This window comes from Bradyrhizobium sp. CIR48, from assembly GCF_014198315.1.
Lineage (GTDB): Bacteria > Pseudomonadota > Alphaproteobacteria > Rhizobiales > Xanthobacteraceae > Bradyrhizobium.
In genome coordinates this window covers 23797-45808 of the sequence record NZ_JACIHG010000012.1, presented here as the reverse complement: position 1 = coordinate 45808, position 22012 = coordinate 23797, and the positions used below count along the sequence as shown (strand labels likewise).

Annotated in this window: 18 protein-coding genes and 1 pseudogene; 3 read left to right on the top strand and 16 right to left on the bottom strand. The window is 63.5% G+C overall.

The genetic code is table 11. The features are described 5' to 3' along the window. Positions 1 to 900: 900 nt before the first annotated feature. The 8 genes and pseudogenes from GGD66_RS31680 to GGD66_RS31645 form a co-directional block, all read right to left on the bottom strand. Positions 901 to 1325, bottom strand: a pseudogene (locus GGD66_RS31680) (type 2 isopentenyl-diphosphate Delta-isomerase); the annotation flags it as partial. Further along, positions 1312 to 2214, bottom strand: coding sequence for a terpene synthase family protein (locus tag GGD66_RS31675; RefSeq protein WP_183260380.1), 903 nt, complete (start codon positions 2212 to 2214; stop codon positions 1312 to 1314). The gene GGD66_RS31675 and the pseudogene GGD66_RS31680, both read right to left, overlap by 14 nt. After that, positions 2211 to 3758, bottom strand: a complete 1548-nt coding sequence (locus GGD66_RS31670; protein WP_183260378.1) for a hypothetical protein — start codon at positions 3756 to 3758, stop codon at positions 2211 to 2213. Before GGD66_RS31670 ends, GGD66_RS31675 begins: the two co-directional genes overlap by 4 nt. A gap of 232 nt (positions 3759 to 3990) precedes the next feature. Next, positions 3991 to 4983, bottom strand: a complete 993-nt coding sequence (locus GGD66_RS31665; RefSeq protein ID WP_183260673.1) for a polyprenyl synthetase family protein — start codon at positions 4981 to 4983, stop codon at positions 3991 to 3993. 134 nt (positions 4984 to 5117) lie between these two features. Next, entirely contained in the window at positions 5118 to 6461 is a 1344-nt protein-coding gene (locus tag GGD66_RS31660) for a cytochrome P450 (protein WP_183260376.1), read from the bottom strand. After that, positions 6461 to 7306 (bottom strand): SDR family oxidoreductase, encoded by an 846-nt coding sequence (locus GGD66_RS31655; protein WP_183260374.1) that lies wholly within the window; start codon positions 7304 to 7306, stop codon positions 6461 to 6463. The genes GGD66_RS31660 and GGD66_RS31655 overlap by 1 nt, the downstream gene beginning before the upstream one ends. Then, complete coding sequence (locus tag GGD66_RS31650) at positions 7293 to 8891, bottom strand: cytochrome P450 (RefSeq protein WP_179734507.1); 1599 nt, start codon at positions 8889 to 8891, stop codon at positions 7293 to 7295. The genes GGD66_RS31655 and GGD66_RS31650 overlap by 14 nt, the downstream gene beginning before the upstream one ends. 95 nt (positions 8892 to 8986) lie before the next feature. Beyond that, on the bottom strand, positions 8987 to 10189 hold the full coding sequence (locus tag GGD66_RS31645; protein WP_183260372.1) for a cytochrome P450: 1203 nt from the start codon (positions 10187 to 10189) through the stop codon (positions 8987 to 8989). Between the two features lie 1318 nt (positions 10190 to 11507). On the opposite strand from GGD66_RS31645, the gene GGD66_RS31640 reads away from it, so the two are divergent. From GGD66_RS31640 to GGD66_RS31630, 3 genes are all read left to right on the top strand, one after another. After that, on the top strand, positions 11508 to 12137 hold the full coding sequence (locus tag GGD66_RS31640) for an FMN-binding negative transcriptional regulator (RefSeq protein ID WP_179734511.1): 630 nt from the start codon (positions 11508 to 11510) through the stop codon (positions 12135 to 12137). A gap of 269 nt (positions 12138 to 12406) precedes the next feature. Beyond that, positions 12407 to 12856 (top strand): hypothetical protein, encoded by a 450-nt coding sequence (locus GGD66_RS31635; RefSeq protein WP_183260370.1) that lies wholly within the window; start codon positions 12407 to 12409, stop codon positions 12854 to 12856. Positions 12857 to 12909: 53 nt separating this feature from the next. Continuing rightward, complete coding sequence (locus tag GGD66_RS31630; protein WP_179734515.1) at positions 12910 to 13815, top strand: TauD/TfdA family dioxygenase; 906 nt, start codon at positions 12910 to 12912, stop codon at positions 13813 to 13815. A 187-nt stretch (positions 13816 to 14002) separates the two neighbouring features. Here GGD66_RS31630 and GGD66_RS31625 read toward each other — a convergent pair whose 3' ends face one another. The 8 genes from GGD66_RS31625 to trbE all read right to left on the bottom strand — a co-directional run bounded on the left by GGD66_RS31625 (position 14003) and on the right by trbE (position 22011). Continuing rightward, positions 14003 to 14245, bottom strand: coding sequence for a DUF2274 domain-containing protein (locus tag GGD66_RS31625; protein ID WP_179734517.1), 243 nt, complete (start codon positions 14243 to 14245; stop codon positions 14003 to 14005). Between the two features lie 4 nt (positions 14246 to 14249). After that, complete coding sequence (locus GGD66_RS31620; protein ID WP_183260368.1) at positions 14250 to 15458, bottom strand: TrbI/VirB10 family protein; 1209 nt, start codon at positions 15456 to 15458, stop codon at positions 14250 to 14252. After that, a complete protein-coding gene (trbG, locus tag GGD66_RS31615) occupies positions 15455 to 16489 on the bottom strand; it encodes a P-type conjugative transfer protein TrbG (RefSeq protein ID WP_183260365.1) in 1035 nt (344 codons plus the stop codon). Before trbG ends, GGD66_RS31620 begins: the two co-directional genes overlap by 4 nt. After that, a complete protein-coding gene (trbF, locus tag GGD66_RS31610; RefSeq protein WP_183260363.1) occupies positions 16486 to 17169 on the bottom strand; it encodes a conjugal transfer protein TrbF in 684 nt (227 codons plus the stop codon). The genes trbG and trbF overlap by 4 nt, the downstream gene beginning before the upstream one ends. A 93-nt stretch (positions 17170 to 17262) precedes the next feature. Next, positions 17263 to 18480, bottom strand: a complete 1218-nt coding sequence (gene trbL / locus GGD66_RS31605; RefSeq protein WP_183260361.1) for a P-type conjugative transfer protein TrbL — start codon at positions 18478 to 18480, stop codon at positions 17263 to 17265. Continuing rightward, the gene (gene trbK-alt, locus GGD66_RS31600) at positions 18477 to 18845 is read right to left on the bottom strand and encodes a putative entry exclusion protein TrbK-alt (RefSeq protein WP_183260360.1); all 369 of its coding nucleotides are present in this window, start codon (positions 18843 to 18845) and stop codon (positions 18477 to 18479) included. The genes trbL and trbK-alt overlap by 4 nt, the downstream gene beginning before the upstream one ends. Then, positions 18845 to 19573, bottom strand: coding sequence for a P-type conjugative transfer protein TrbJ (gene trbJ, locus GGD66_RS31595; protein ID WP_183260358.1), 729 nt, complete (start codon positions 19571 to 19573; stop codon positions 18845 to 18847). Before trbJ ends, trbK-alt begins: the two co-directional genes overlap by 1 nt. Further along, positions 19570 to 22011, bottom strand: a complete 2442-nt coding sequence (gene trbE / locus GGD66_RS31590; RefSeq protein WP_183260355.1) for a conjugal transfer protein TrbE — start codon at positions 22009 to 22011, stop codon at positions 19570 to 19572. The genes trbJ and trbE overlap by 4 nt, the downstream gene beginning before the upstream one ends. Between the last annotated feature and the right edge of the window lies 1 nt (position 22012).

The following is a 22012-nucleotide window of genomic DNA, read 5'->3' as shown; positions in this document are numbered from 1 at the left end:
AGATAAGCACATCCCTACATGTCAATACGGTCCCACCGGCGCGCGGGGACGCGTGTCCAGAAAGAAAGTTGGCGGTTAGTTCAGAATGTCACACCAAGGCGGTGTGCATCACGCCAAACTACCGTGCATATCGTATCGACGTCCGCGCTTGGAACGCGCAGGCCGAAGGCTGCGGGCACGAAAGGCGCGTTAGGAGTCTGGACGACCGCCGAGGACGCGGTGAGGTGGCGGACCTTGCAGCGCAGCGGGCTACCATCAATCAAGATCTGTCCGGTGCAAACGTTGCTTTTCCGCTCGCTCACCACGTCTCGCCGCTCCCCAATATAGCGCTATGGGGGTATTGATCGGCGATTTCCGTCCAAAATTGGGCCGGACCGTCCAAAATTGGGCCGGGCCCTGGTGATGCTACGCCGCGAGCCTTTCCTCCATGGCCGATAGCGTAGCCAGTGCAGCATCCTGCGCGGCGACCGCCCGTTCGGCCTGCTTTCGGAAGGCCCCGGCGGTCGGCGGCAATCTCGCGTGCTGTCAAACGGTCTAAGCTGGCTTCCAACACTTCGTGATGCTCTCCCAGGGCAGCAGCAACGTGCGGCGCGTCCATCGCCGCGACAAGCGCGTATTCATGGCCGCTCGCAGGGCCAACGAATGAGCGCGGCGTCGCGGTCGCATTGCGGTGCTGACGATAACCCATGAACTCGGCGCCTGGGGCAACCCCATCCTGGACAAGGCTCAGTAAAGGTGCAAGGCCAGCATTACTCCGAGCTGCGATGAACGACGCGCGAGAGCCATACCCGCGCGGTCTATTTCGAGTCGACGATTGTCGTTGCAGAATGCCATCGTAGCGGCCCAGCGCGCGGCTCGCGTGCGGGTATAGTCCTCGCCCAACGGCTGCGAAGGCTGTTGCACGTCTGGGGCCAGGCGGCGCAGCGTGCGCGTTAACCCCTGGGAGTTGCGGGATTGCAAGCTCACGCGCTGCGAACCGACGCCCATGGCGATCCCAAGGCTTGCGCTGCCTCGCTCAGATGCCGGTTGATGGCCTCAGCGCGTGGCATGCCGCCGGTCATGGAGCTGATCAGCAGCGGCGGGCGCATGGTCTTGCCCAGCAGCGAGGCGCGCAGGTCGATTTGCGTCAGGTCCACCCGGGCAATGCGCAGTGCTCCCAGCCGGCTGCGACCGTGGCCAGGGCCACTCGCCGATCCAGCACTCCTCGCGCCGGCCCAGGGCGGTGTCGCTCCTGCACGCTCCATCCCATCGGGCGACGGCGTTGCGTCGGATCGGACCGCGGCAGCGCGCACGCCGCCGCCTCCCGCGCGTTCAGGCCGGCGCATGCTGGCCTCCCCCCGCAGGGTCGCCGCGGTAGCGGCTGGCCGAGGTCTGGTAGTACTGCGCGCGGATGGCCGCCATGGCCTCGATCAACGGTCCCCACGGCGCCGGAAAGCGTTCTTCCGCCATCACCCGGTGCAGCATGCGCGTATAGCCGGCCAGCTCGTCGTTGAGGAACTCTACCACAGGCATAGCTGGATAGCGCTGCAGCAGCAGGATCGCCGCGTTGTCGGCCTCGCCGGCCCACCTGTCCTTGTCGCGTCCATGCAGATCGTTCTGCAGGCGCCCTATCGCGGAGATGAGCCGCAGGACCTGGCGAAAGGCCGGACGCGCGCGCAAGGTCGCCATGTCGAGCCCCCACAGCAACGATAGGCAACAGAACACGTTCGCGTAGGCGATCGAATCGATGCCGTTGTGCAGGTACTCGGTGTAGGACCAGCGTTCCGCCCCTGCCGCCTGCGCGTGTCCGGCGCGCAGGGCCGCGCAGTAGCACCGGGTATCCTCGAGAAGCTGAGCATAGTCGCGACGATCGTAGGCGAGCGCGGCCAGGGAGGCGCGCAGCACAGCGCAGCCCTCGAATCCGGGGAGCGCGCACGGCTCGCCCTGCCCCAGCGCCTGTTCCACCGCGGCGACCTGCTCCGGCGCGATCAGGCCAAGGTCGTTGCAATCGTCGAGCCAGAACAGCAGCGCCAGTTCGCGATAGAACGCCACGATCAGCGTTTCGTCCTGCGGATCGCGACCGGTGCGGGCGCTGGTGTCGCGCAGGCTCGGGTGGATGCGCTGCAGGATGTACTGGCCGCCCCTGACCGCTTCCACGGCATGATCGTCGGCGAACCCGGTCAGGGAACGCCCCCACTCCAGCACCTGCTGCAGCGCGCGTTCGGTCTGGATCACGGCGCCGCTCCTGCTCCCTCGGCCAGGACGCGCCGCCCCCAACGATGCGCCAGCCACAACCCGGCGAGTTCGGCCACGCGCACGACCCGAGTGGGGCAATACAGTTCCTTGCCGATCCACAGCGGCGTCTGCGGCAATGCATGCGCCGCATGGCGGGCGAGCATCCACTCCAGCGCACGCGCCACCACCTGCGCGATGCGCCGGCGCTCTGTCGCCTCTTCGCTCCAGTCCATCACGTGTAACGCGAACAGCGCATAAGCGGTTTCCTCGAACGTGGACGCGCGACCGGCGCCCCAGCCGCCGTCGTCACGCTGCGCCTGCAGCAGCGCCGACAGCGCACCCTCGTCGCGCCACTGGGGCTTGCCTTGCGCCAGCGCAGCGACCGCATGCGCGGTGGGATACAGCCACGAAACGTGCCATTTTTCGTTGTCCCATAGACCGTGCGGGTTGCGATTGGCCTCGACGTACGCGCTGGTGCCCGCGGCGGGCTTTCCCAAGAGTCGCAACGCATGCAGGGCATGGATGTTGGTCGACACCGAGGCATTGCGCTCGCCGGGGAAGGTGACGAACAGCTCGCCGATTTCGAAACTGCGCAACGCATCGACCGCCGGGGCGCGGCCTGCAAGGTGAAGGACGCACAACGCAACGGCGGTGTCGTCCGCATCGGCCGCGAAGTGCAAGGCGGGGCCCAGGCCGCGCACGCCCAGACGGGCGTCGAGCTGCGCGACGATCACGCGGACCGCCTCGGCGAGCGCGGGATGCGCGAACAGCCCGGCCAGATGCAGGGTGTACAGCGACCAACATGGCTCGAACACATTGATCGGCCAGACGTTGGGGACGACACCTTCGATGCCGCTGCGCGTCGCCCGTGATGCCATCTCCAGATACGCGTCGACGCGCCATATCTGCGGCGTGCGCCCCCGTGTCATGGCATGCGCACGCCAGGCGGCAGTGGCCGCCGGACTGATGCCGATGCTGCCGTCGTCATCCGGGCATGCGGTGGTCGGCGACGTCCCCCAGGCTTCCCAGGAGTGCAGCAACGGATGGCCGCTCGGCAACATCGCCACCGCCCCTAGCTTGACCAGGCGCGCTTGACGCAACGGCAACAGCGCTGGATGGCGCGGAAGCGCTAAGCCACCCAGCAAGGATGCGGCCTCACCGCAAAATTGTGGCAGGATCAGCTCCGCGCCGATGGGCGCGTCTTCCGGCACCGCATGCGCGTAGGGATCGGGTTGGCGCTGGAGGAACCGCGTTGCAGCTTGGACCGCGTCGGCAGCACCAGGAACAGGATCACGCTGCAATGCCAGTAACGCAGCCCACGTGGGCGCATGGCGGAACAGCGGGAAGTCCGCGCTTCCCCATCCGCCGTCGGCCTGTTGCTGCGCGATGAGCCACGCGTATGCGTCCTGCCGACCGGCGACGTTGCCGTGGAAGCGCAGCGCTTGCGCCGTGTCGTAGACAGACGGACCGACGCTGCCGCCATCGCTCATTTCGCTCAGCAGGCCGCGCAAGTCGGAAAGGATCTGTTCGGACAGCGCGTTCACGCGGGATGTTCCTTTTGCACACGGTCGACGAGAACCAAAATTGGGCAGACGCCGCGCATGCCGCCGCAGGCCCGTCGCATAGGCAGCGCCGGACGGCCACCGTGCTTCGGCGCGGCGACCCGATGCTGGCGCCGGTCCGCCGCATAGGCTTGCGCACAGCGCGCCGCGGCAGGCAACCGCTGCAATAAACGCCGCGGACTCATCGCAGCGGCACAGGGTGACACCGGCGCGCTCATGCGCATGGCGCGTGCCTGAACAGATACGCGTTGGCCCGCTGTAGGAGTTGCGCCAACCGTTCCGTACGCGGCCCCAGCGGCGCGATGGCCTCCCCGGCATCGCGCAACAGATCCAGCGCGAACTGACGTGCTGCCTGCACTCCCATGATCGACGCGCAGGTCGGCTTCTGCGCCGCCGCGTCCTTGCCGGGGGTCTTGCCCAGCGTTGCGGTATCCGCTGTCACGTCGAGAATGTCGTCGATCACCTGCAACGCCAAGCCGAAACAGGCGCTGTAGTGATCGAGCGCACAGTACAGCGCAGCGTGCGCGGCATCCTCCGCGATAACGCATAGCGCGCCCATGCGAACGGACGCGCGCACTAACGCTCCGCTCTTCATCCGGTGCATCTCCACGATCTTGTCCAGCTCGACGTGCTTTCCAACCAGCGACAGATCCATGGCCTGCCCGCCTGCGGCACCCTCGGCTGACACTGCCTGTGCCAGTTCGCGCACGAGCGCGATACGGTTGTCGCCCGGCGCATCCAGGCTCGCCAAGGTCAGGAAGGCGTGCGCCTGCAGCGCATCGCCGACCAGGATCGCAGTAGCTTCGCCGAACTTGACGTGCACGGTCGGAAGGCCGCGGCGAAGCACGTCGTCGTCCATCGCGGGCAGATCGTCGTGGACCAGGGTACAGGCGTGCATCATCTCGATGGCGGCGCCCACGTCGTCAAGCATGTGCGCCGGCGTGTCGGCCAGTGCGCCGGCAGCCAGACAGAGCAAGGCGCGGTTGCGCTTCCCGCCATGCAAGGTGGCGTAGCGCATCGCCGCCATCAGCTCGGCCTCATGTTCGGCGCGGAGAAGACGCGCCAGCACGTGTTCGACCCGCTTTGCGCCGTCCTGCATCCAGATCTCGGGCAGCAGCCCGCCGGATGCGCCGCGCGCCTGAGCGCCCAATTCGCCCAGCGCGGAATCACCAGTTCTGTCGTTCTGTGGCGTGGAACCGGTCTGCATGTTCTTCATGTCCTTGTCCCCGACAGGCGAGCCGCCGCGGTGTTGTCGGCGTCGCACCGTGCGCGCGGGCCGAGTGCAGCAATGCCGCGCGTCGCCGGCGCCGCTGCCTCGTCACAGGGGCATGCGATGCCAGCTCAGGAGAACCCGATGCGGATAGTCATGGACGGATGTGCGGTCGGGTAATAGCGCTGGCCTCTTTCGACGCCGCTCAGCAACCGCGGCCGCGCCCCGGCCTCGTGCATGGTCAGCGCCAAGGCGATGCAGAACTGCACCAGTTCCAGCCATGCCAGGTGGTAGCCGATGCAGACGTGTGGGCCGGTACCGAACTGCAGCATGTCCGCCGGCCGGATCGGCTCGGTGCGTTGCAACCACCGCGCCAGGCGAAACTGATCAGGCGCGTCGTGCAGCAGCGCCGAGGTGGAGAAATGAAGCAGCGGGATGCACAGATCGGTGCCCGCAGGAATGCGCCGTTGGCCGAGTCGCAATTCACCAAGTGCGCGACGCACCAGGAGCGGCGTCGGTGGATGCACGCGCAGCGTCTCGCGGAACAGCGCCTCGGCGACCGGACACTGCGCCAGGTCCGCGTGCCGGGTCGGCACCGCGCCCACGCGTTGCGCCTCCTCGACCAGGGCGTCCCACAGCCCAGGCTGCCGCGCCAGCTCGATCACCATCCAGGCCATCGTTGAGGCGGTGGTGTCGTGGCCACCAAGCAGCAGCAAGCGGATATTGGCGACCAGGACCTCATCGGCGAGCTCATCGTCGCTGCAATCGAAGGCGCTCACCATGTCGTTGATCAACCCGGTGCGCGCAGCATGTTCACGCGCATCGCGGACGAACTCGCGCAACCGCGCATCGATCCAGTCGCGGGCGGAGCGGCCGCGCCGCAAAGGCAGTCCGGGCAGGTCGACCGGGGGCGCGACGATCAACTGCAGCAGTTGCCGGTACTTGCGATGCCATTCCGGCAGGTCCTGCGCGGGGATTCCCATGAGGCTGAAGATGAGCTTGAGCATCAGATCGCCGGTTTCGCGCAGGATGGTTATGTCGCCGCGGTCGCGCCACCTCTGCACCCGCGCCCGGATGACGGGCGCGAACAGCTCGCCGATGCCGGCCTGGGTCAGCCCCATAGGCAGGAACGCCGCCTGGATCGCATCGCGCGCCTGCCGGTGCGCGCCGCCATCCTGGGCGACCAACGTTCCGCCAAACAATTCGGGCGCGATCTCTTCGATCAGCGCTGAGGACACGTCCTTGTGCCGGAGCAGTGCGAACGCATCCGGATCCAGACTGGTCACCATGTGTCCGGCAGGGCCGAAGTCCAGCCAGAACTGGCTGCCCAGCGTCCGTTCCGCGCGCCGCAGCAGGCGCGGCAGGTCGCAGACGACGGCGGGAAGATGCCCGACCAAGGGGAAAGCGCCGGGCACGACCGGGATGTCGTACCGCAGCCGATGCCGACGGTTCAGCGGGTTGAGCAGCATGCCCATTAGCATCGCGCCGACGCGGCCGCTTCGGCGGTCTCGCCGGAAGGCCGCGCGGCGCGGCTGTTGCCACCGTCGGCGTACGTCGGCACATGCGCCAGCATGCCGCCGTCGATGCACACGACCTGGCCGGTGATGAACGCTGCATCGTCGGAGAGCAGGAACGCCACCAGCGCGGCCACGTCCTCGGGGCGGCCGACGCGCGGCAGGAGCTGGTGCCGGCGCAGATGCCGTTGCATGCACTCGTCCAGCTTGGCGAGGAGACGCTCGGTCATGATGAGACCCGGCGCAACCGCGTTGCAGCGGATCTGCGCATGACCGTACTGGGTGGCGAGCGAGGCCGATAGCATGTTCATCGCCGCCTTCGAGCTGGCGTAGGACGTCAGCGCGGTGTCACCGCTGAGCCCCTGGCACGACGACATGTTGACGATCGCGCCACCGCCGCGGGCGATCATCCGTGGGATGGCCTGCCGGCAGCAGAGCAACGTGCCGCGCAGATTGGTTGCCATGGTCTGATCCCAGACCGCCAGGTCCAGGTCGAGGATCGCGCGGTCGCGCGGAGTCAGATGCATGGCGCCCGCGTTGTTCACGAGCAGGTCGACCGCACTGAAGTGCCGCTCCGCCGTCTCGAACAGCGCTGCCACCGCCTGCGCCTCGGCGATGTCGATGGCCAGGGTCAGCGCGTGGCCCGCCTCGGCCGCGATTTGCGCGGTGCAGGCCATGGCCGCCGGGCCATCGATGTCGGCGACCACCACTCTGCCGCCCTCGCGCGCGATGGCGAGGGCGCATGCCTTGCCGATACCGGCCCCGGCGCCGGTCACCACGGCCACCTTGCCCTCAAACCGTCCCATGGTGTCCTCCTGGATTGCGTTGGTCTCTCGCGGCATGCCGCTCCGCCTCCGCCTGAGAAGGCGCACTGTCGGCGCTGGCGCGCTCGTCATCGCTAGCTTCGCTTTCGATGACCCGGATGGCGGCGACCGGACACTGCCTGGCCGCGAGCCGCACGGCGGCGTGCAGCGCCTGCGGGACTGTCGCCCCGCACACTTCGGCCACGCCGTCCGGTTTGCGCTGGCGAAAGGTGCCCGGTAGCGTCAGCACGCACTGCCCGCTGGTCCCGCACAGATCCTGGTCGACCACGACGCACATCTCAGCCCTCTGCGCACGCAGCCGCACCGGCAGCGCGCGGAACGTCCTAAGGAACGCGGAGGGCTCCCGGGTCGGCTGCTCGGCCAATACCAGGGTGGGGAAGCGCGCCTGAATCCGCGGCAAGCTCTCGGCCAACTGTACCCGGGCCAGTTGCGCACCGAGGCAGAAGTGGATGCCGTGGCCGAAGCTCAGCATGATCTTCCCGTCGGTCGACATGCCAGGACTGGTGCCGTAGAACCGCGCGGGATCGAAGCGGTCGGGATCGGCGAAGGCGTCGGGGTCGCGATTGCCGGACGCGATCAGCACGCGCACGTCCGCGTTCTTCGGGATCACCACGCCGCCCAATTCGATGTCGCGCTGGGCGATACGCGGAATGGAGCTGAACATTGCGGGCGCGTCGCAGCGCAGGACTTCTTCGACGAATGCCTTCACCTCCATGGCGTCTCCCTGCAGCCAGTGCCGCTGTTCGGGATACGCAAGCATCGCCAGGACCGCATGGTCGATGGTCGCAGCCGTAGTGGCGAAGCCGCCCAGCAGCATGCCCCACAACATGCTGATCAACTCCGCGTCCGACAGCGTGTCGGCATCATCGTCGTGTGCGCCGACCAGCATTGACACAATGTCGTGGCGGGCATCGGTGCGCTTGCGCAGTATGAGATCGCCGAAGTAGGCCTTCACTCTGGCACTGGCCGCGTCCGCTGCGGCGAGCTCGGGATCGCTGGCGTGCGGGCTCAGGCCTTCCAGAATGGCGCCGATGCCGGCGGCGAGCCCGAACATGTCGTCCTGGGGCATGCCAAACAGTTCGGCGAAGACCAGCATGGGCAAGGCCAGCGCGAATTCCCGATGCAGGTCCACGGCCTCCCCGCGCTCCAGCGCGGGTGCCATGCCGTCAAGGCGTGCCGCGACGATGCGCACGATGCTCGGCCGCAGATTGTCGATCTGGCGCATGGTGAAATCGCGCGAGATCAGCCGACGCAGACGCGTATGCGTTGGTGGGTCCTTCATCGCTAGCGTGGAGGCCAGCAGATCGAGCGACAGGCTGGTCGCCGCATGCGGAAAATAGCGCGCCAGTTCGCCTGGCGCCGGTCCCCGAAACGCATCGCCCGTGGCCTTGAGCGCCCAGTAGATGTCGGTGTGGCGGGTCAACAGAAAGAGGCCCGACGCCGCGCGATGCACCGGATCGTGCTCGCGCAACCACCGCATGAACGGATACGGGTCGTGGATGCACGCCGGCGACGCCAGTTCGGCGAAGGCGTCCCGGCATGCTGCCGTTGTTTCTTGCACGTCCATCTTGGTTACCTGTTGGCTGGCTGATCTGACCGGTGCGCGGCAGGCGCGCCGGCAAATCGCGGAGACGATCGCGATCCCCCAGCGGCGTCCGCACCTCACCAGAGCACCGGGAACTCCTCGAGCCCGCCAGTGATGATCTCCTTGCGCAACTTCAGTTTTTCGGGCGCCACGGCCAGGCGCAGCGCGGGAAAGCGCTGGAAGATCGAACCGAACACCGCCTTGAGTTCCAGCCTGGCCAGCGGCCCGCCGATGCAGGCGTGCGGCCCGTAGGAGAACGCCAGGTGCGGCTTTTCGTGGCGTCCGATGTCGAAGATTTCCGGGTCGTCGAAATGGCGCGGATCGAACGACGTTGCCGGCAGGCCGATGAGCACCTTGCTCTCCGCGGGAATATGCACGCCCGCTACGGTCACGTCGGTCCTCGGATAGCGCATAATGCCGTCCCAGCCCGCGCCCGGCGGGTACATGCGAAGGATTTCCTCCACCGCCTTGTCCACCAGGGACGGATCGCCGACCAAGCGTTCGCGCTGTTGCGGATGGCGGAACATGGCCAGCAGGCCGCATTCGATCTGCGCGACGGTGCTCTCGTGCCCCGCCACCAGCATGCCGGCCGCCAGGCCGATCGCTTCTTCCTCGGTCGCCTCGCGCTGGTCGACCGCCGCGAGCAGATCCGTCAGCAGGTTGTCGCCCGGATCCTGGCGCTTGTCCCGCATCTTGCAGCGAATGTAGGCGCGCAGTTCTTCCCAGGCCAAGCGCGATGCGCTGCGCGGGCCGCTTTCATGCTGGTGCGTCATCACCTCATCGGACAGCCGGGCGAAAAAGGCGTGATCCTCGTAGAGCACGCCCATCAGCGCGCTGATGACCATGGCCGGAAGCGGAAAGGAGAGGTGGCGCCGCAAGTCGGCGGGCTGGCGCTGGGCCGCCAGGTTGTCGAACAACTGCGCAGCGATCGCCTCGACATGCGGCGCCAGCAGCTTCACCCTGCGGCTGCTGAAGGCCGGCGCCACGAGCGTGCGTAACCGGGCATGCTCGCCCCCCTCGTGCGAGACCAGCCACCCCGGCGAACCGAGAATTACCGAATCCGGGGTGAACGCCGTCGGCGGCATTCCCGCCGGCCGGAACGCTGCGTCGGACAGCGCCGCCTTGGCCTCGTCGTAGCCAGTCACCCACCAGCCTTCGTGCCCTGACGGGAAACGCACGCGGTGGATCGGACCGTTGGCGCGTATCGCCAACATCTCGGGCGAGGGCTCAATGTGATCGACGCGCCACATCGGCAGCGTCGGTAGGGGTTGTTCGGACACGGTGGCACTTCACTCTCTAAGCGATGAAAGGGCGGAAGCTGCCCGGAGGCGCTGCGGGCAGCGGCTTCACGTGCGCTTGCGTTCACTTCTGTTCGTCGATGATGATCGGCGGGGAAGGCGGCCGAATCCTAGGGCCTCAAGTCGGCTTTAGCCATCTACCGAATCTTGTAGTAGCCCCCGTGAGCTAAACGCCTGGTGGTTCAAAAAATATGCGGAAAACTCTCTCGCCACGCGCTACCATACGAAACCTATTTCGATGGGTATCCGCCTATGTTGGTTGGCTACATGCGCGTGTCGCCGGACTCCGACCGTCAGAACACGACTGCAGCGCGATGCGCTGCTCGCCGCCAGCATTGATCCCCTCCCCTGTTCGAGGATCACGCCTCGGGCAAAGGATGACCGCACCGGCTTGGCGCGGGCGCTCGCTGTCGCACCTGATCGCGATCGTGAGCTCGCTCGGACAATCGAGTGGCGTTCCGCTCCCTGAACGAGAACCTGGACACCACGACGCGCCCGGGCGAATTCCTGTTCCAGGTGCGGCGCGCTCGCGCAGTATGAGCGCGCTTTGATCCAGGAGCGCGTTGCAAGCCACTCGCGCACGTTCACGTTGCCACGTACGCCAAATTCGCGAAGCACATTCTCGTCGATCAAATACGCGGTCACGGAATCCGGCGCGGCGCAACCTCGCCCGTACGGCTTCGTCATCGAACCCAAGTCCGCTAGCTCGCCAGCACCCGATACAGACTCAGGGGGACAGGCACTCTCGCTCGGGATACGCCTTGGCCTGTTCGGCCGCGGCCTCAACCTGATCGCGCGTCAGCGATGGAAAATCGTCGACAATCTCCTCGGCGATTGCACACGGGCGAGGGCGACCACCATGTAGACGAGAATCTTGGTGATTTACATGGGTTCGTTACGATCACCTCCGACTTGTACCCATCGGCGGCGTTCATCGAAACGATGAAGACGGCTTTTGAGGTCGGCCGCGACATTGCCGAGATCAACGACTAGATCGCCAAACGCGACTCGGTGCGCGTAAGGAGAGCTGCCGGATCGCCTCATACAGGCACCGCCGGGGTGAGATCTCTAAAGGTCCATGAATGCCTAGCTCAGCCCGCAGGAGAATAGCTACGGAAACACCAACCCAACAGCAGCTCGACGGATTGAAGCGGCTGAGTGAAATCGCCGGGTCCCAGGTAACTTCGAAATCGTCACGTCAAAAGAGGAAGCGGAGAACCTCTACGGGAACGACTAAGATTGGCAGTTTTCTAGCCTATTGACTTGGGTTTATCTCGACGACCGCCAGCGGAGAGCCTCCATGTACATACCACTCCACTTTCGAGACGACGACATCGAGAACATTCGAGCAACAATCCGCTGCGCCCGATTGGCCAACCTGGTCACAGCGACATCAGATGGGCCAATTGCGACGCCTCTTCCGCTCTTCCTCGATGAGCGCGAAGGCGAACACGGTGCGCTGTACGGGCACCTGGCGAAGGGCAATCCGCAATGGCGCACGGCCCCGATCGGAGAAGCTCTGGCGATCTTTACTGGCGCAGAGGCTTACGTGACGCCATCCTGGTTTCCCAGCAAGCGACAAGCTGAACGTGTGGTGCCGACATGGAACTACATCGCGGTCCACGCCCATGGGCCGATTGAGTTCTTCGAGGATCCCACTCGCCTGCTTGAGATTGTAACGCGTCTGACGAATATCCATGAGACGTCACGTGCGACGCCCTGGGCCGTCAGCGATGCTCCCGCGGATTTCATCGCCGCCCAGTTGCGTGAAATCGTCGGCGTGCGCATCCGGATCACCACGGTCGAAGGCAAACGCAAAATGAGCCAAAACCGCCCCGCGCCTGATCGCATTGGTATCGCCGCCGGACTGGCAGCGAGCAAACTGGCACGGGACCAGGAAGTTGCAGCTCTTATCTTGGTTCAGGACTGAGACGATGATGTCCATGACCCGCCAACAGCGCCGCTCGACGGAGGGCGATCTTACATCTACAGCTCTCACAGACTTCAGCGGTCGGGCCATCAATTACCTCGCGAAATTCACGAACGGAACAGTCGGGCTTGCCGCACTGGTTGCACTTGTCAGTATCCTGACAGAGGCACAATCTCGTGTCAGGCCCAGAACAACGCACATAGTAAGCGTTGAGACTTTCGAAAGCCCATTCGGCTTTGTGACTTTCCCGGCACCGCCTGGGATGGCCATTGCTGAAACAAATTGATTACCGCACGATGACGTGCCCCAGGTTCACGCATGAGATTCGCCATTGTCGCACAATACTCGATGACGGCAGTGCGGTGTTGCAAACCGTCAAAGCTATGTTGAGCGGCTTCAGCCGCGCGATCATCAATATGGATAGGTTTCGAGAGGAGTTTGAGCTCCCTTTCTCCATTCTTTTCCGCAACCTGGATATGTCGAAAAATGAAATCGAGCTCATGCATGGCAAGGATGGCGCCATTTTTCACGACACCTACGAGGCGCGCTCCTGCTGTCCATCGCTAATCGACATTCGAAGGGGTGAGTCGGTGATCGAGTTCTTTCGTCACTCGGCCCAACCACTGGCTCAGTTCGAGTACTCGCGCCAAATGCCACCATTCGATCGCTGCCCATTGTCGAGTACATGTTTGTCTTCCGCTTGGCACGATGCTTGCTGAAGATGATCTGCTCCAATGGGCGAGGAAGAACTGCAAGGGCTTGGAAAAGCAAGATGAGCACAAACGCTTTAATTGGCGTCATTCCGAGCACCGATGTTGTGAAACGTGCAGCGCGCATCGGTGCGGAAGTCAAAAATGTCAAGCTATCAGGCGAACTACCGGATCACACGATCGCCGCGATCAACAGCCTATTGCTCGAGCACAAGGTGATCTTCTTCCGCAATCAAGGACATCTCAATGACGCCGAGCAGGAGCGCTTTGCCGCTCGTCTCGGAAAGGTAGTGCCACATCCGATGCTCGGTGCTACCAAGGGGATGGCGTCGCTGCTCGAACTGGACTCCACGCGCGGCGGCGGTCGCGCCGACGTTTGGCATGCGGATGGAACCTTCGCCGACGCCTATCCTAAGATTTTGGTGCTGCGGGCCGTTGTAATGCCAACGTTCGGAGGCGACACCCTGTGGTCGAACACAGCTGCCGCTTATCTTGGTTTGCCGCCGCCGCTACAAAGGCTTGCCGAGGGCCTGTGGGCCGTTCACAGCAACGTCTTCGATTACGCCGGGATCGCGCGTGTCCGCGAGGTCGACAAGAAACACTTTGACGAGGTGTTCACCAGAACGGTTTTTGAGACCGAGCATCCCGTCGTACGCGTCCATCCCGAAACAGGCGAGCGGACGTTAGTGCTCGGCGCCTTGGTGAAGCACTTTGTTGGGATCCCCAAATACGACGGACAAAAGCTGTTCGATCTGCTCCAGTCTCACATCACCGCGCCCGAAAACACTGTGCGCTGGAACTGGTTAGAGGGCGATATTGCGATATGGGATAACCGCGCAACGCAGCATTACGCAGTCAACGATTACGGGGACCAGCATCGCGTCGTACGTCGGGCTACGATCGAGGGCGACGTGCCTGTCAGCGTCGGTGGCCGAAGCAGTGTAACGCGGCTGAAGGTGACCAAATAATTGCACGTCGACGCCAGCGCTCTCGCGTCTGAAAATGAGAAAACCTGGTAATCGGAGTTGTTTCGGCAGACGCGGGAACACACTTTCCGACACGATATCTCAGCTCTTAGCGCCAACTCGGCAGCGCCCAGGTTTGATCTACGCAACTATTTTAGCGTCAACCAACCGCTTCGGAAAACCTTGAGCGTCACTGTCCTTCCTCAGCGGCAGGAACGTGGCCTTGACGTTTCAGTTTAGAAAATCCTCGATCTGTGGCCATAAAGCGCGCCAACATGGGGGCGATGAGTTTAGTCGGATCGACCACTTGACCACCCTGACGCTTAAGCGCTTCTGCATATGCAATGAGATCACGATGCACGGCCGCAGGCAACTCCGTACTCACTTTGACGGGCTTTTCGTCTGGAAGCTCTCCTATTTTGAGTCTTGGCATGTTGTCAGCCTCTATACGGCGTAAGTATGAGGTCACGATTGACAAGAACACGAACAGGGAAGCCCGGTCGTACGGTCAAAGTAGGCTGGATGTTGAGACTGCGTCGAACCACCTGCTGTCCAGTTTGATTTAGTGAGTCGGAGGCGCCGTGTCGCAATGCCTGGATGATCGCGCTGTCGTTGCTATTTGTGTCCGAACCTGCCCCTAGTTCGGTACCGACCGCCAGAAACGTCGATAGTGCCGTAGCCTTAAACAGCTCGCCCCAGTGATTGTCGACCTGGTCTTCGAGGCCGGCGTATCCTGCGGTGTCAGCGCCAGGCTGCCGCTCCAGAACGATTGAACGTCCATTCGGCATGATCAGCCGTGTCCAGACGAGCAGGACACGGGACTGGCCGAAGGTGACCTGACTATCGTACATACCAATTAGACGCGCTCCCTGAGGCACAAGCAGAAAACGGCCGGTCGGCGTGTCATAGACGTTGTCGGTTACCTGCGCTGTGACCTGGCCTGGAAGGTCTGATCGGATCCCGGTGATCAGAGCTCCCGGAATGACCGTTCCAGCCTGCACGACATATGGTGAAGCTGGCCTCGTGATACGGTCAGGACTTACAGTGCGACGATCCACAGAGGCGTTCACGAAGGCAAGCTTGCGGTCCTGACCGTTTTGCGCAGATCCATCGTCGCCGGTGCTCGTTGCGTTCGGCGGCACGACGCGCTCGCTGCCAGCAGCAGCGGCGGACGGACGCAATTCTCGTCCATTGGTCGAAGCGAACAGATGACTGATGCGAGCTGCTTCGGTCTCCTGGTCCCTCCGCTGCTGGTCTGGATCAGCGCCGCTCGTCGGCAACTGGCCTTGAGCGGCAAGGATCGGTCGACCGAGGTCGCCGGGAAGCGGCGGACCTAGCTGCGGAACTGTTTGGCGTGGAACGCCAGCATAATCCTTCGGCAGGGTCGTAATGCCGTCGGCAACATTGTGATGGTCGGTACTGTAAAGCTCATCGGCCACCTGGTTTCGGGATCGATTGTTCTGTAGCGACCATAGCACCGCTCCGCCGATGACAAGCAGGGCAACCGCGCTGCCGCCGGCCAGGACCCTCCGCGACAATCGTGTCACGCGCGGATGCTCCGCTCTCAGGCGGAAGCTCCCGGACCTGTCCTCTTGTGTCGCCGGCGGGACAGATTGCTCGTGATCGTTTCCATTCCCGCTGTTCATGACGACGGCCTCCCGTCCGTCCTGACAATCCTGACCTTCTGCTGGTGCTCACCGCCGAGCCGGAGTTCGGCGGCTGCAAAGAGCCGATCCACGATCAGCACACTGCCGTAGGCGCGGTAGTTGACGAGTTCGGTTTTGCCGTCTGGGCCAATCACAAAGAGTGGAGGCATCTCGCCCTGCACAATGCCCTGCGGGAATTCGACATAGACCTTACGGCCATCGTCATATGCGCCGAGCGGCCGCCACGGAGGACTGTCCCCTTCGATGGCGTAGCGGGAGATACGCTGCGCCGGATCCGGAAGAACGGGTTTCAGAGCGACTGAACGGGATCCTTCGCGTGCTGCTTCCGGATAGTACCAGGCAACAGACGGCATGTATGGCCGCTCCCGGGAGCGGAGTTCGATAAGGTAGGTGCGCCGGTCGGTATTGACGACTAGGTTGGTCTCGATGGACGCGCGGGTCGGCTTGACCAGGATGTGGACGCGTCGCGAATCGCCGTTCCCGCTCTCAGTATCGCCTACGACCCAGCGAACGGTATCTCCGGCCGCGATCGGCCCTGATCCCGTCAACTGCTCTCCCTCCTCGAGCGCGATATCCGTGATCTGCCCCGGTGCGGCGTAAACCTGATAGAGTGCTCCAGGACTGTAGGCGTAAATCTGCGCTGCGTTGAAATACCCCCGCTTGCGCGGTTCGACCCGGGCTGCGCTGTTTGCGGTCTCAACCCGGCTCACGGGCTCAGCGTCTTCCTTCCCTCCCGACTTGCCGCCCAGAGCCGGCTTCCAGAGAGGCGGAACGTGAAGCGGTCGCGATCTGTCGTCGAGAGCCACTGGCGTCGCCGGCAGCGGAGGAACCTCAGCGTCATAGCTGATCTCCGGCGGTATATAAGTCGCGCACCCGCCGAGCGCCGATGAACAGAGCAACAGCACGGACAGAAGCGCTCGCTTTGAGCCCACGAACTCGGACCGAGGCGAATTGAGCCTGCTTTGCGAGAGGGAACGTATCGAATGAACGTCAGACGGCGTCTTGGTCACTGACCCAACTCCTTTGACCAGTTGATGGCGCGGACGTAGACGCCAAGTGGATTCTTGCGCAGGCGTTCGGCATCGCGGGGTGTCTCGATCACGATCGAGAGAATCGCAGTCCAGCGCTCGGTCGAACTCAGCGAGCCGTTGTCGTAGACGCGCTGGGTCCACGCGACGCGAAAGCTTTCCGGCGACGCGCGAATGACGCTCGATACGTCCACGGAGATTTGCGCCTTGCCCAGCTTGGCAAAGGGGTCATTGTTACGCGCGTAGTCGTTGAGCACAGCGGCGCCGCGATCAGTCGTAAAATCATAGGCCCGGAGCCAATTCTGGCGCAGAACAATGCCGTCCGCGGGCAGGCCTCTGACATCTTCGATAAATCGCGCCAGATGGTAGGCGATCTGAGCGTCAGTAGGTTGATAATCGATGTTTGCCGGCGCAACCCTTTGAGCTTGGCCGAGATGATCGACTTCGACGACCCAGGGCGTGATCGAGCCTTGGTTCGATTGCCAGACAAGGCTACCTGCGAGACCGGCTGAAAGCATCATGGAGCCGAACGCCATCAGGCGCCAGTTCTTGGCTTGCAGGCGCGCTGATCCAATGCGTTCGTCCCAGACCTGCGCTGCTTTCTGATACGGTGTGACCGGTTCGGGCATGCGCCCGTAATGAACGGAATTTCGTTTAAACATCGATGGTTGCCCCTGGTATCGAGCGATCGGTTTCAAGTCGTGCGATGGAAGGGTTTGAGGCTCTGCTGTGCGGCCGAGGTGCAGTGGTGCGTCTCAGCGCTCTCCTTCGGACAAATCGACGGAGGAGCCGCTGCCACCATGATCGCCCGAGCGGACGGCGTGGCCAGCAGCCGAGGCACTATGCCGAATGGTCTGAGCACGCTTCATGCGGCGCGCCCAATCAGGCTGCCCTTCGGCCGAGGGTTGCTCGCCCGCTTTCCCACCCCCGAAGGCAGCCGCTGCTCGACGCAAAGGACTCATCGCAGCCGAAGCGCCAGCCTCCGCGACGCCAGCAAGGCCGCCGCTTCGATAGGCGACCGATGCTCCGCTTATGACAGCGCCGCCACCGCGCGCGGCGCCTGCAATCGCGCCGCCAGCGAGACCAGCGCCGCCGGCGGCGACACCTGCGCCTGCCGCAACAATGCCGCCGGCAGCAAGGCCTGTTCCAATCGCGGCACCCGCGCCGAGCTGGGGTCCGCCCGATACCAGGCCGTTTGCGATACCCGGACCGAAGATACCGAGGCCCAGCAAGGAAAGCGCGGCGAGCACCAGCGTCATCGCGTCTTCGATGGTCGGCTGTGCACCGCCGAAACCAGTTGTGAACTGCGAGAACAGGGTGGAGCCGATGCCGACAATGACAGCCAAGACCAGGACCTTGATTCCCGAGGAAATGACGTTGCCCAGAACACGCTCCGCCGCGAAGGCGGTCTTGCCAAACAAGCCAAAGGGAATGAGCACGAAGCCGGCCAGCGTCGTGAGCTTGAACTCGATCAGGGTGACAAAGAGCTGGATCGCCAGAATGAAGAAGGCGAGTAGCACCACGACCCATGCGAACAGGAGAACGACGATCTGCACGAAGTTTTCGAAGAAGCTGATGTAGCCCATCAGGTTGGAGATCGAATCGAGCAGCGGCCGGCCGGCGTCGAGTCCGACTTGAGCGATCTTTCCAGGTCTCAGGAAATCTGCAGCGGACAGGCTTGCACCCGATGCTTTCAGCCCGAGACCGGCAAAGCTCTCGAAGACGATGCGCGCCAGGCTATTCCAGTTGCCGATGAGGTAGGCGAAGACCCCCACGAAGAGTGTCTTCTTGACGAGGCGCGCGATGATGTCTTCGTCCGGCCCCCAACTCCAAAACAACGCAGCAAGCGTGATGTCGATTGCGGCAAGCGTCGCTGCGAGATACCCAACGTCGCTACCGAGCAGCCCGAAGCCGTTGTCGATATAGCGCGTGAACGTTTCCAGGAACTGGTCAATGATCCCCGTACCCTTCATGGCTTGTTCGCCTCAGGTGACGTCAGGTTTGGATATCCCTGCGGAATCCGGCTTTGATCCTTTGGGACAGGTATCGAGCTGGTTGCGTCATCGCGTCCGGAAGCTGTGGCGCTGTCCTTCTTGCCAAGGAAGCGACGCCGGTTTTCAGCCCAAATCTGCTGGCAGTGGCGATAGCCTGCCGTCTCCTCCGGAGTGACGCCCCGGCAGTGTACGAGGTCGGCGTTGGCGGCATCGGTCCTCTGCTCCGCCTTCGGCGCCGCCCCTGATTCGTCTCGGCCACGCAGCTGAATCGTGCAGGCCGCGACGGCCACTAGGCCGATTGTCGTAAGCAGCGACAGCGCCTTGAATGCTCTTACGTCGGTCATCAGTGGAACATCTGCACATTGGAGGATTGATAGCCCTGTCCTGGTGTCAGGAAACGCCTGAGCTGCTCTCGCCCCTGATCCTGAGCCGAGGCGCGCTGAGCCGCTTCGAGGCTCTGCGCCCTGCCCTGCGCCGCCGCGGCCGCTGTGAGATCGGCAAGTTGTTGCGCTTGAAGCGCGAGGATCTGGTTGCCGGCCTGAGTAGCCTGCAAGGCGCCACTGGCACTCTGGCTCGAAGTTACGAGTGCGGACGTCAGGATACGATTGGTGTCGAGGTTGCCAACGATGCCGGCCTGGACGCGAAGCGCGTCCTGCGTTGCCGAGTAAGTATTTTGCCAGCGCGATTGAGCGTTGGAGATCAGCAACTGGTTCGACTGGCTGCCGGTCGCCGGCCCGTAGCTGGTCGAGAAGGCACGATCGATCTGCTGCACGTCGTATGCAATGCGCTGGGCCTGGGCCAGCAATTGCTGGGTGCGCTGGATCGAAGATTGCAGTTGCTGCAACGATGAATACGGCAGGTTTGCCAGATTCCTTGCCTGATTGATCAGCATCTGTGCCTCGTTCTGCAACGAGGTGATCTGATTATTAATCTGCTGGAGCTCCCGCGCGGCCGTCAGAACATTCTGGACGTAGTTGGTGGGATCAAAGACGATCAGCGCCCGTGCGGGCAGCGTAACGCCAAGCAACAGCGCGAAGGCGGCCGTGGTCGCCAACAGGCCAAGAGGTCTCATAGCGATTTCTCCAGATTGACGAGATTCGGGATCAGATCTGTCGCCCAGGCGACGCCACGGTGCTGGAGCCAGGCAGGCACGAAGCCGTCGGGTCCATGTTCGGCGATGAGCTGCGTGATGGCAGCCTGGTCTGTCTTGGAAGAGGCCGCGGTGAATGCGAGCGCAACCTCACCAAGACCAAGTTCGAACATCCGGTTGCCGCGACGAGACTGGCAGTAGTAGTCGCGCTTTGGCGTGGCCCGGCTCAGAAGCTCGATCTGGCGGTCATTGAGGCCGAAGCGGCGGTAGATGGCAGTGATCTGCGGTTCGATCGCCCGTTCGTTCGGCAGCAACAATCGCGTTGGGCAGCTTTCGATGATCGCGGGCGCGATCGCGGATCCATCGATGTCCGAGAGCGACTGGGTGGCGAAGATGACGGACGCGTTCTTCTTCCGAAGCGTCTTCAACCATTCCCGGAGTTGCCCCGCAAAATCCTCGTCGTCGAGGGCAAGCCAACCTTCATCAACAATCAGGAGTGTCGGCCGGCCGTCGAGGTGGTCCCCAATACGATGGAAGAGGTACGCGAGCACGGCCGGCGCTGCACTCGTTCCGATCAAACCTTCGGTCTCAAACGCCTGGACTGAGGCCTCGCCGAGGCGCTCGTGTTCGGCATCAAGTAGGCGTCCGGACGCGCCACCGAGGCAATAGGGTTGCAGCGCACGCTTCAGGGAGTTGGATTGCAGGAGAACTGACAGGCCCGTCAGGGTCCGCTCCTCCCTCGGCGCCGAAGCGAGAGATGTCAGCGCCGACCACAAATGATCCTTGACCTCCGGGGTGATCTCGATCTTTTCCCGAGTAAGGATTGCGCAGATCCATTCCGTAGCCCATCCGCGCTCAGAGGGATCATCGATCCAGGCCAGCGGCTGCAAGGCGACGGGTTGTTCACCTGCGTCGGATAATGCGCCGCCGAGATCATGCCAATCACCGCCCATGGCGAGGGCGGCCGCTCGAATCGAACCACCGAAGTCAAACGCGAAGACCTGTGAGTTCGGATAACGCCTGAACTGTAGCGCCATCAGCGCGAGCAGCACTGACTTGCCAGCGCCTGTCGGCCCCACCACAAGGGTATGACCGACGTCGCCGACGTGGAGCGAGAATCGGAACGGCGTTGATCCCTCGGTCTTGCCGAACAGAAGCGGCGGACCCTTGAAGTGCAGATCCCTCGCCTCGCCGGCCCACACGGCCGACATCGGAATCATATGGGCGAGGTTGAGGGTCGATACCGGTGGCTGCCGCACATTCGCATAGACATGCCCCGGGAGGCTGCCGAGCCAGGCTTCGACGGCGTTCACCGTCTCGATCATGCAGGTGAAATCGCGGCCCTGGATGACCTTCTCGACCAGGCGGAGCTTTTCATCGGCAGCGTTGGGATCGCGGTCCCAGACAGTGATGGTCGCCGTGACAAAGGCTTGCGCGATCTGATCCGAGCCCAGTTCCTGCAACGCGGCGTCGGCATCAAGCGCCTTGTTATGGGCGTCGGTATCGAGCAGCGTCGACGCCTCGTTCGTCATGACCTCTTTGAGGATGGCGCCGATGGATTTTCGCTTGGCAAACCACTGCCGACGAATCTTGGTCAGCAGCTTGGTGGCATCGGTCTTGTCGAGCATGATTGCTCGGGTCGACCAGCGATACGAGAATGGCATGCGATTCAGTTCATCAAGAATTCCCGGGGTCGTCGCGCCCGGAAAGCCGACAATCGTCAGAACCCGCAGGTTGGTTGTCCCCAGCATGGGCTCAAGCCCGCCGGTCAGCGGCTGGTCCGCCAACAGCGCATCGATGTACATAGGAATTTCGGGCACGCGAACCCGATGACGCTTGGTCGAGATCGTAGAGTGCAGGTAGGTCAGCGTGTCCTGATCATCGAGCCAGGCGCATTCGGGCATGAACCCTTCAAATAGCTGCAGCACACGGTTGGTTTGATCGACAAACCCGCGGAGCGCCTCGCGCGCGTCTGCTCCGACGGTTCGATCCCGGCCCTCATAGAGCAGCCGCTCTGCCCGGGCAGCGCCCTCTTCCGGGGGCAGGTAGAGGACGGTCAGGAAATAGCTGGACTCATAGTGGGCACCAGCCTCCTCGAATTGCGCACGGCGTTCGGCGTCGACCAGCGCAGACGCGACATCCGGAAAGCTGTTGGGCGGGTAAGCGCCCGCAGAATGACGCTGCGCCTCAACGAAGACAGCCCAGCCGGATCCCAGGCGACGAAGTGCGTTGTTCAGACGGCCGGCGACGCCGACGAGTTCAGCCGGCACCGCGCTGTCGAGGTCAGGTCCCCGGAACTTTGCTGTCCGCTGGAACGAGCCATCCTTGTTCAGGACAATCCCTTCGTCGACGAGGGCTGCCCAGGGCAGAAAGTCGGCAAGACGGGCGTCGGAATGGCGATATTCGGCAAGGTTCATCATG

Coding starts and splice junctions, on each gene's coding strand:
- GGD66_RS31665 (WP_183260673.1), bottom strand. CDS start 4,983: ATGCAGACCGGTTCCACGCCACAGAACGACAGAACTGGTGATTCCGCG.
- GGD66_RS31660 (WP_183260376.1), bottom strand. CDS start 6,461: ATGGGCATGCTGCTCAACCCGCTGAACCGTCGGCATCGGCTGCGGTAC.
- GGD66_RS31655 (WP_183260374.1), bottom strand. CDS start 7,306: ATGGGACGGTTTGAGGGCAAGGTGGCCGTGGTGACCGGCGCCGGGGCC.
- GGD66_RS31650 (WP_179734507.1), bottom strand. CDS start 8,891: ATGGACGTGCAAGAAACAACGGCAGCATGCCGGGACGCCTTCGCCGAA.
- GGD66_RS31640 (WP_179734511.1), top strand. CDS start 11,508: ATGTACATACCACTCCACTTTCGAGACGACGACATCGAGAACATTCGA.
- GGD66_RS31630 (WP_179734515.1), top strand. CDS start 12,910: ATGAGCACAAACGCTTTAATTGGCGTCATTCCGAGCACCGATGTTGTG.
- GGD66_RS31625 (WP_179734517.1), bottom strand. CDS start 14,245: ATGCCAAGACTCAAAATAGGAGAGCTTCCAGACGAAAAGCCCGTCAAA.
- GGD66_RS31620 (WP_183260368.1), bottom strand. CDS start 15,458: ATGAACAGCGGGAATGGAAACGATCACGAGCAATCTGTCCCGCCGGCG.
- trbF (WP_183260363.1), bottom strand. CDS start 17,169: ATGTTTAAACGAAATTCCGTTCATTACGGGCGCATGCCCGAACCGGTC.
- trbL (WP_183260361.1), bottom strand. CDS start 18,480: ATGAAGGGTACGGGGATCATTGACCAGTTCCTGGAAACGTTCACGCGC.
- trbK-alt (WP_183260360.1), bottom strand. CDS start 18,845: ATGACCGACGTAAGAGCATTCAAGGCGCTGTCGCTGCTTACGACAATC.
- trbJ (WP_183260358.1), bottom strand. CDS start 19,573: ATGAGACCTCTTGGCCTGTTGGCGACCACGGCCGCCTTCGCGCTGTTG.
- trbE (WP_183260355.1), bottom strand. CDS start 22,011: ATGATGAACCTTGCCGAATATCGCCATTCCGACGCCCGTCTTGCCGAC.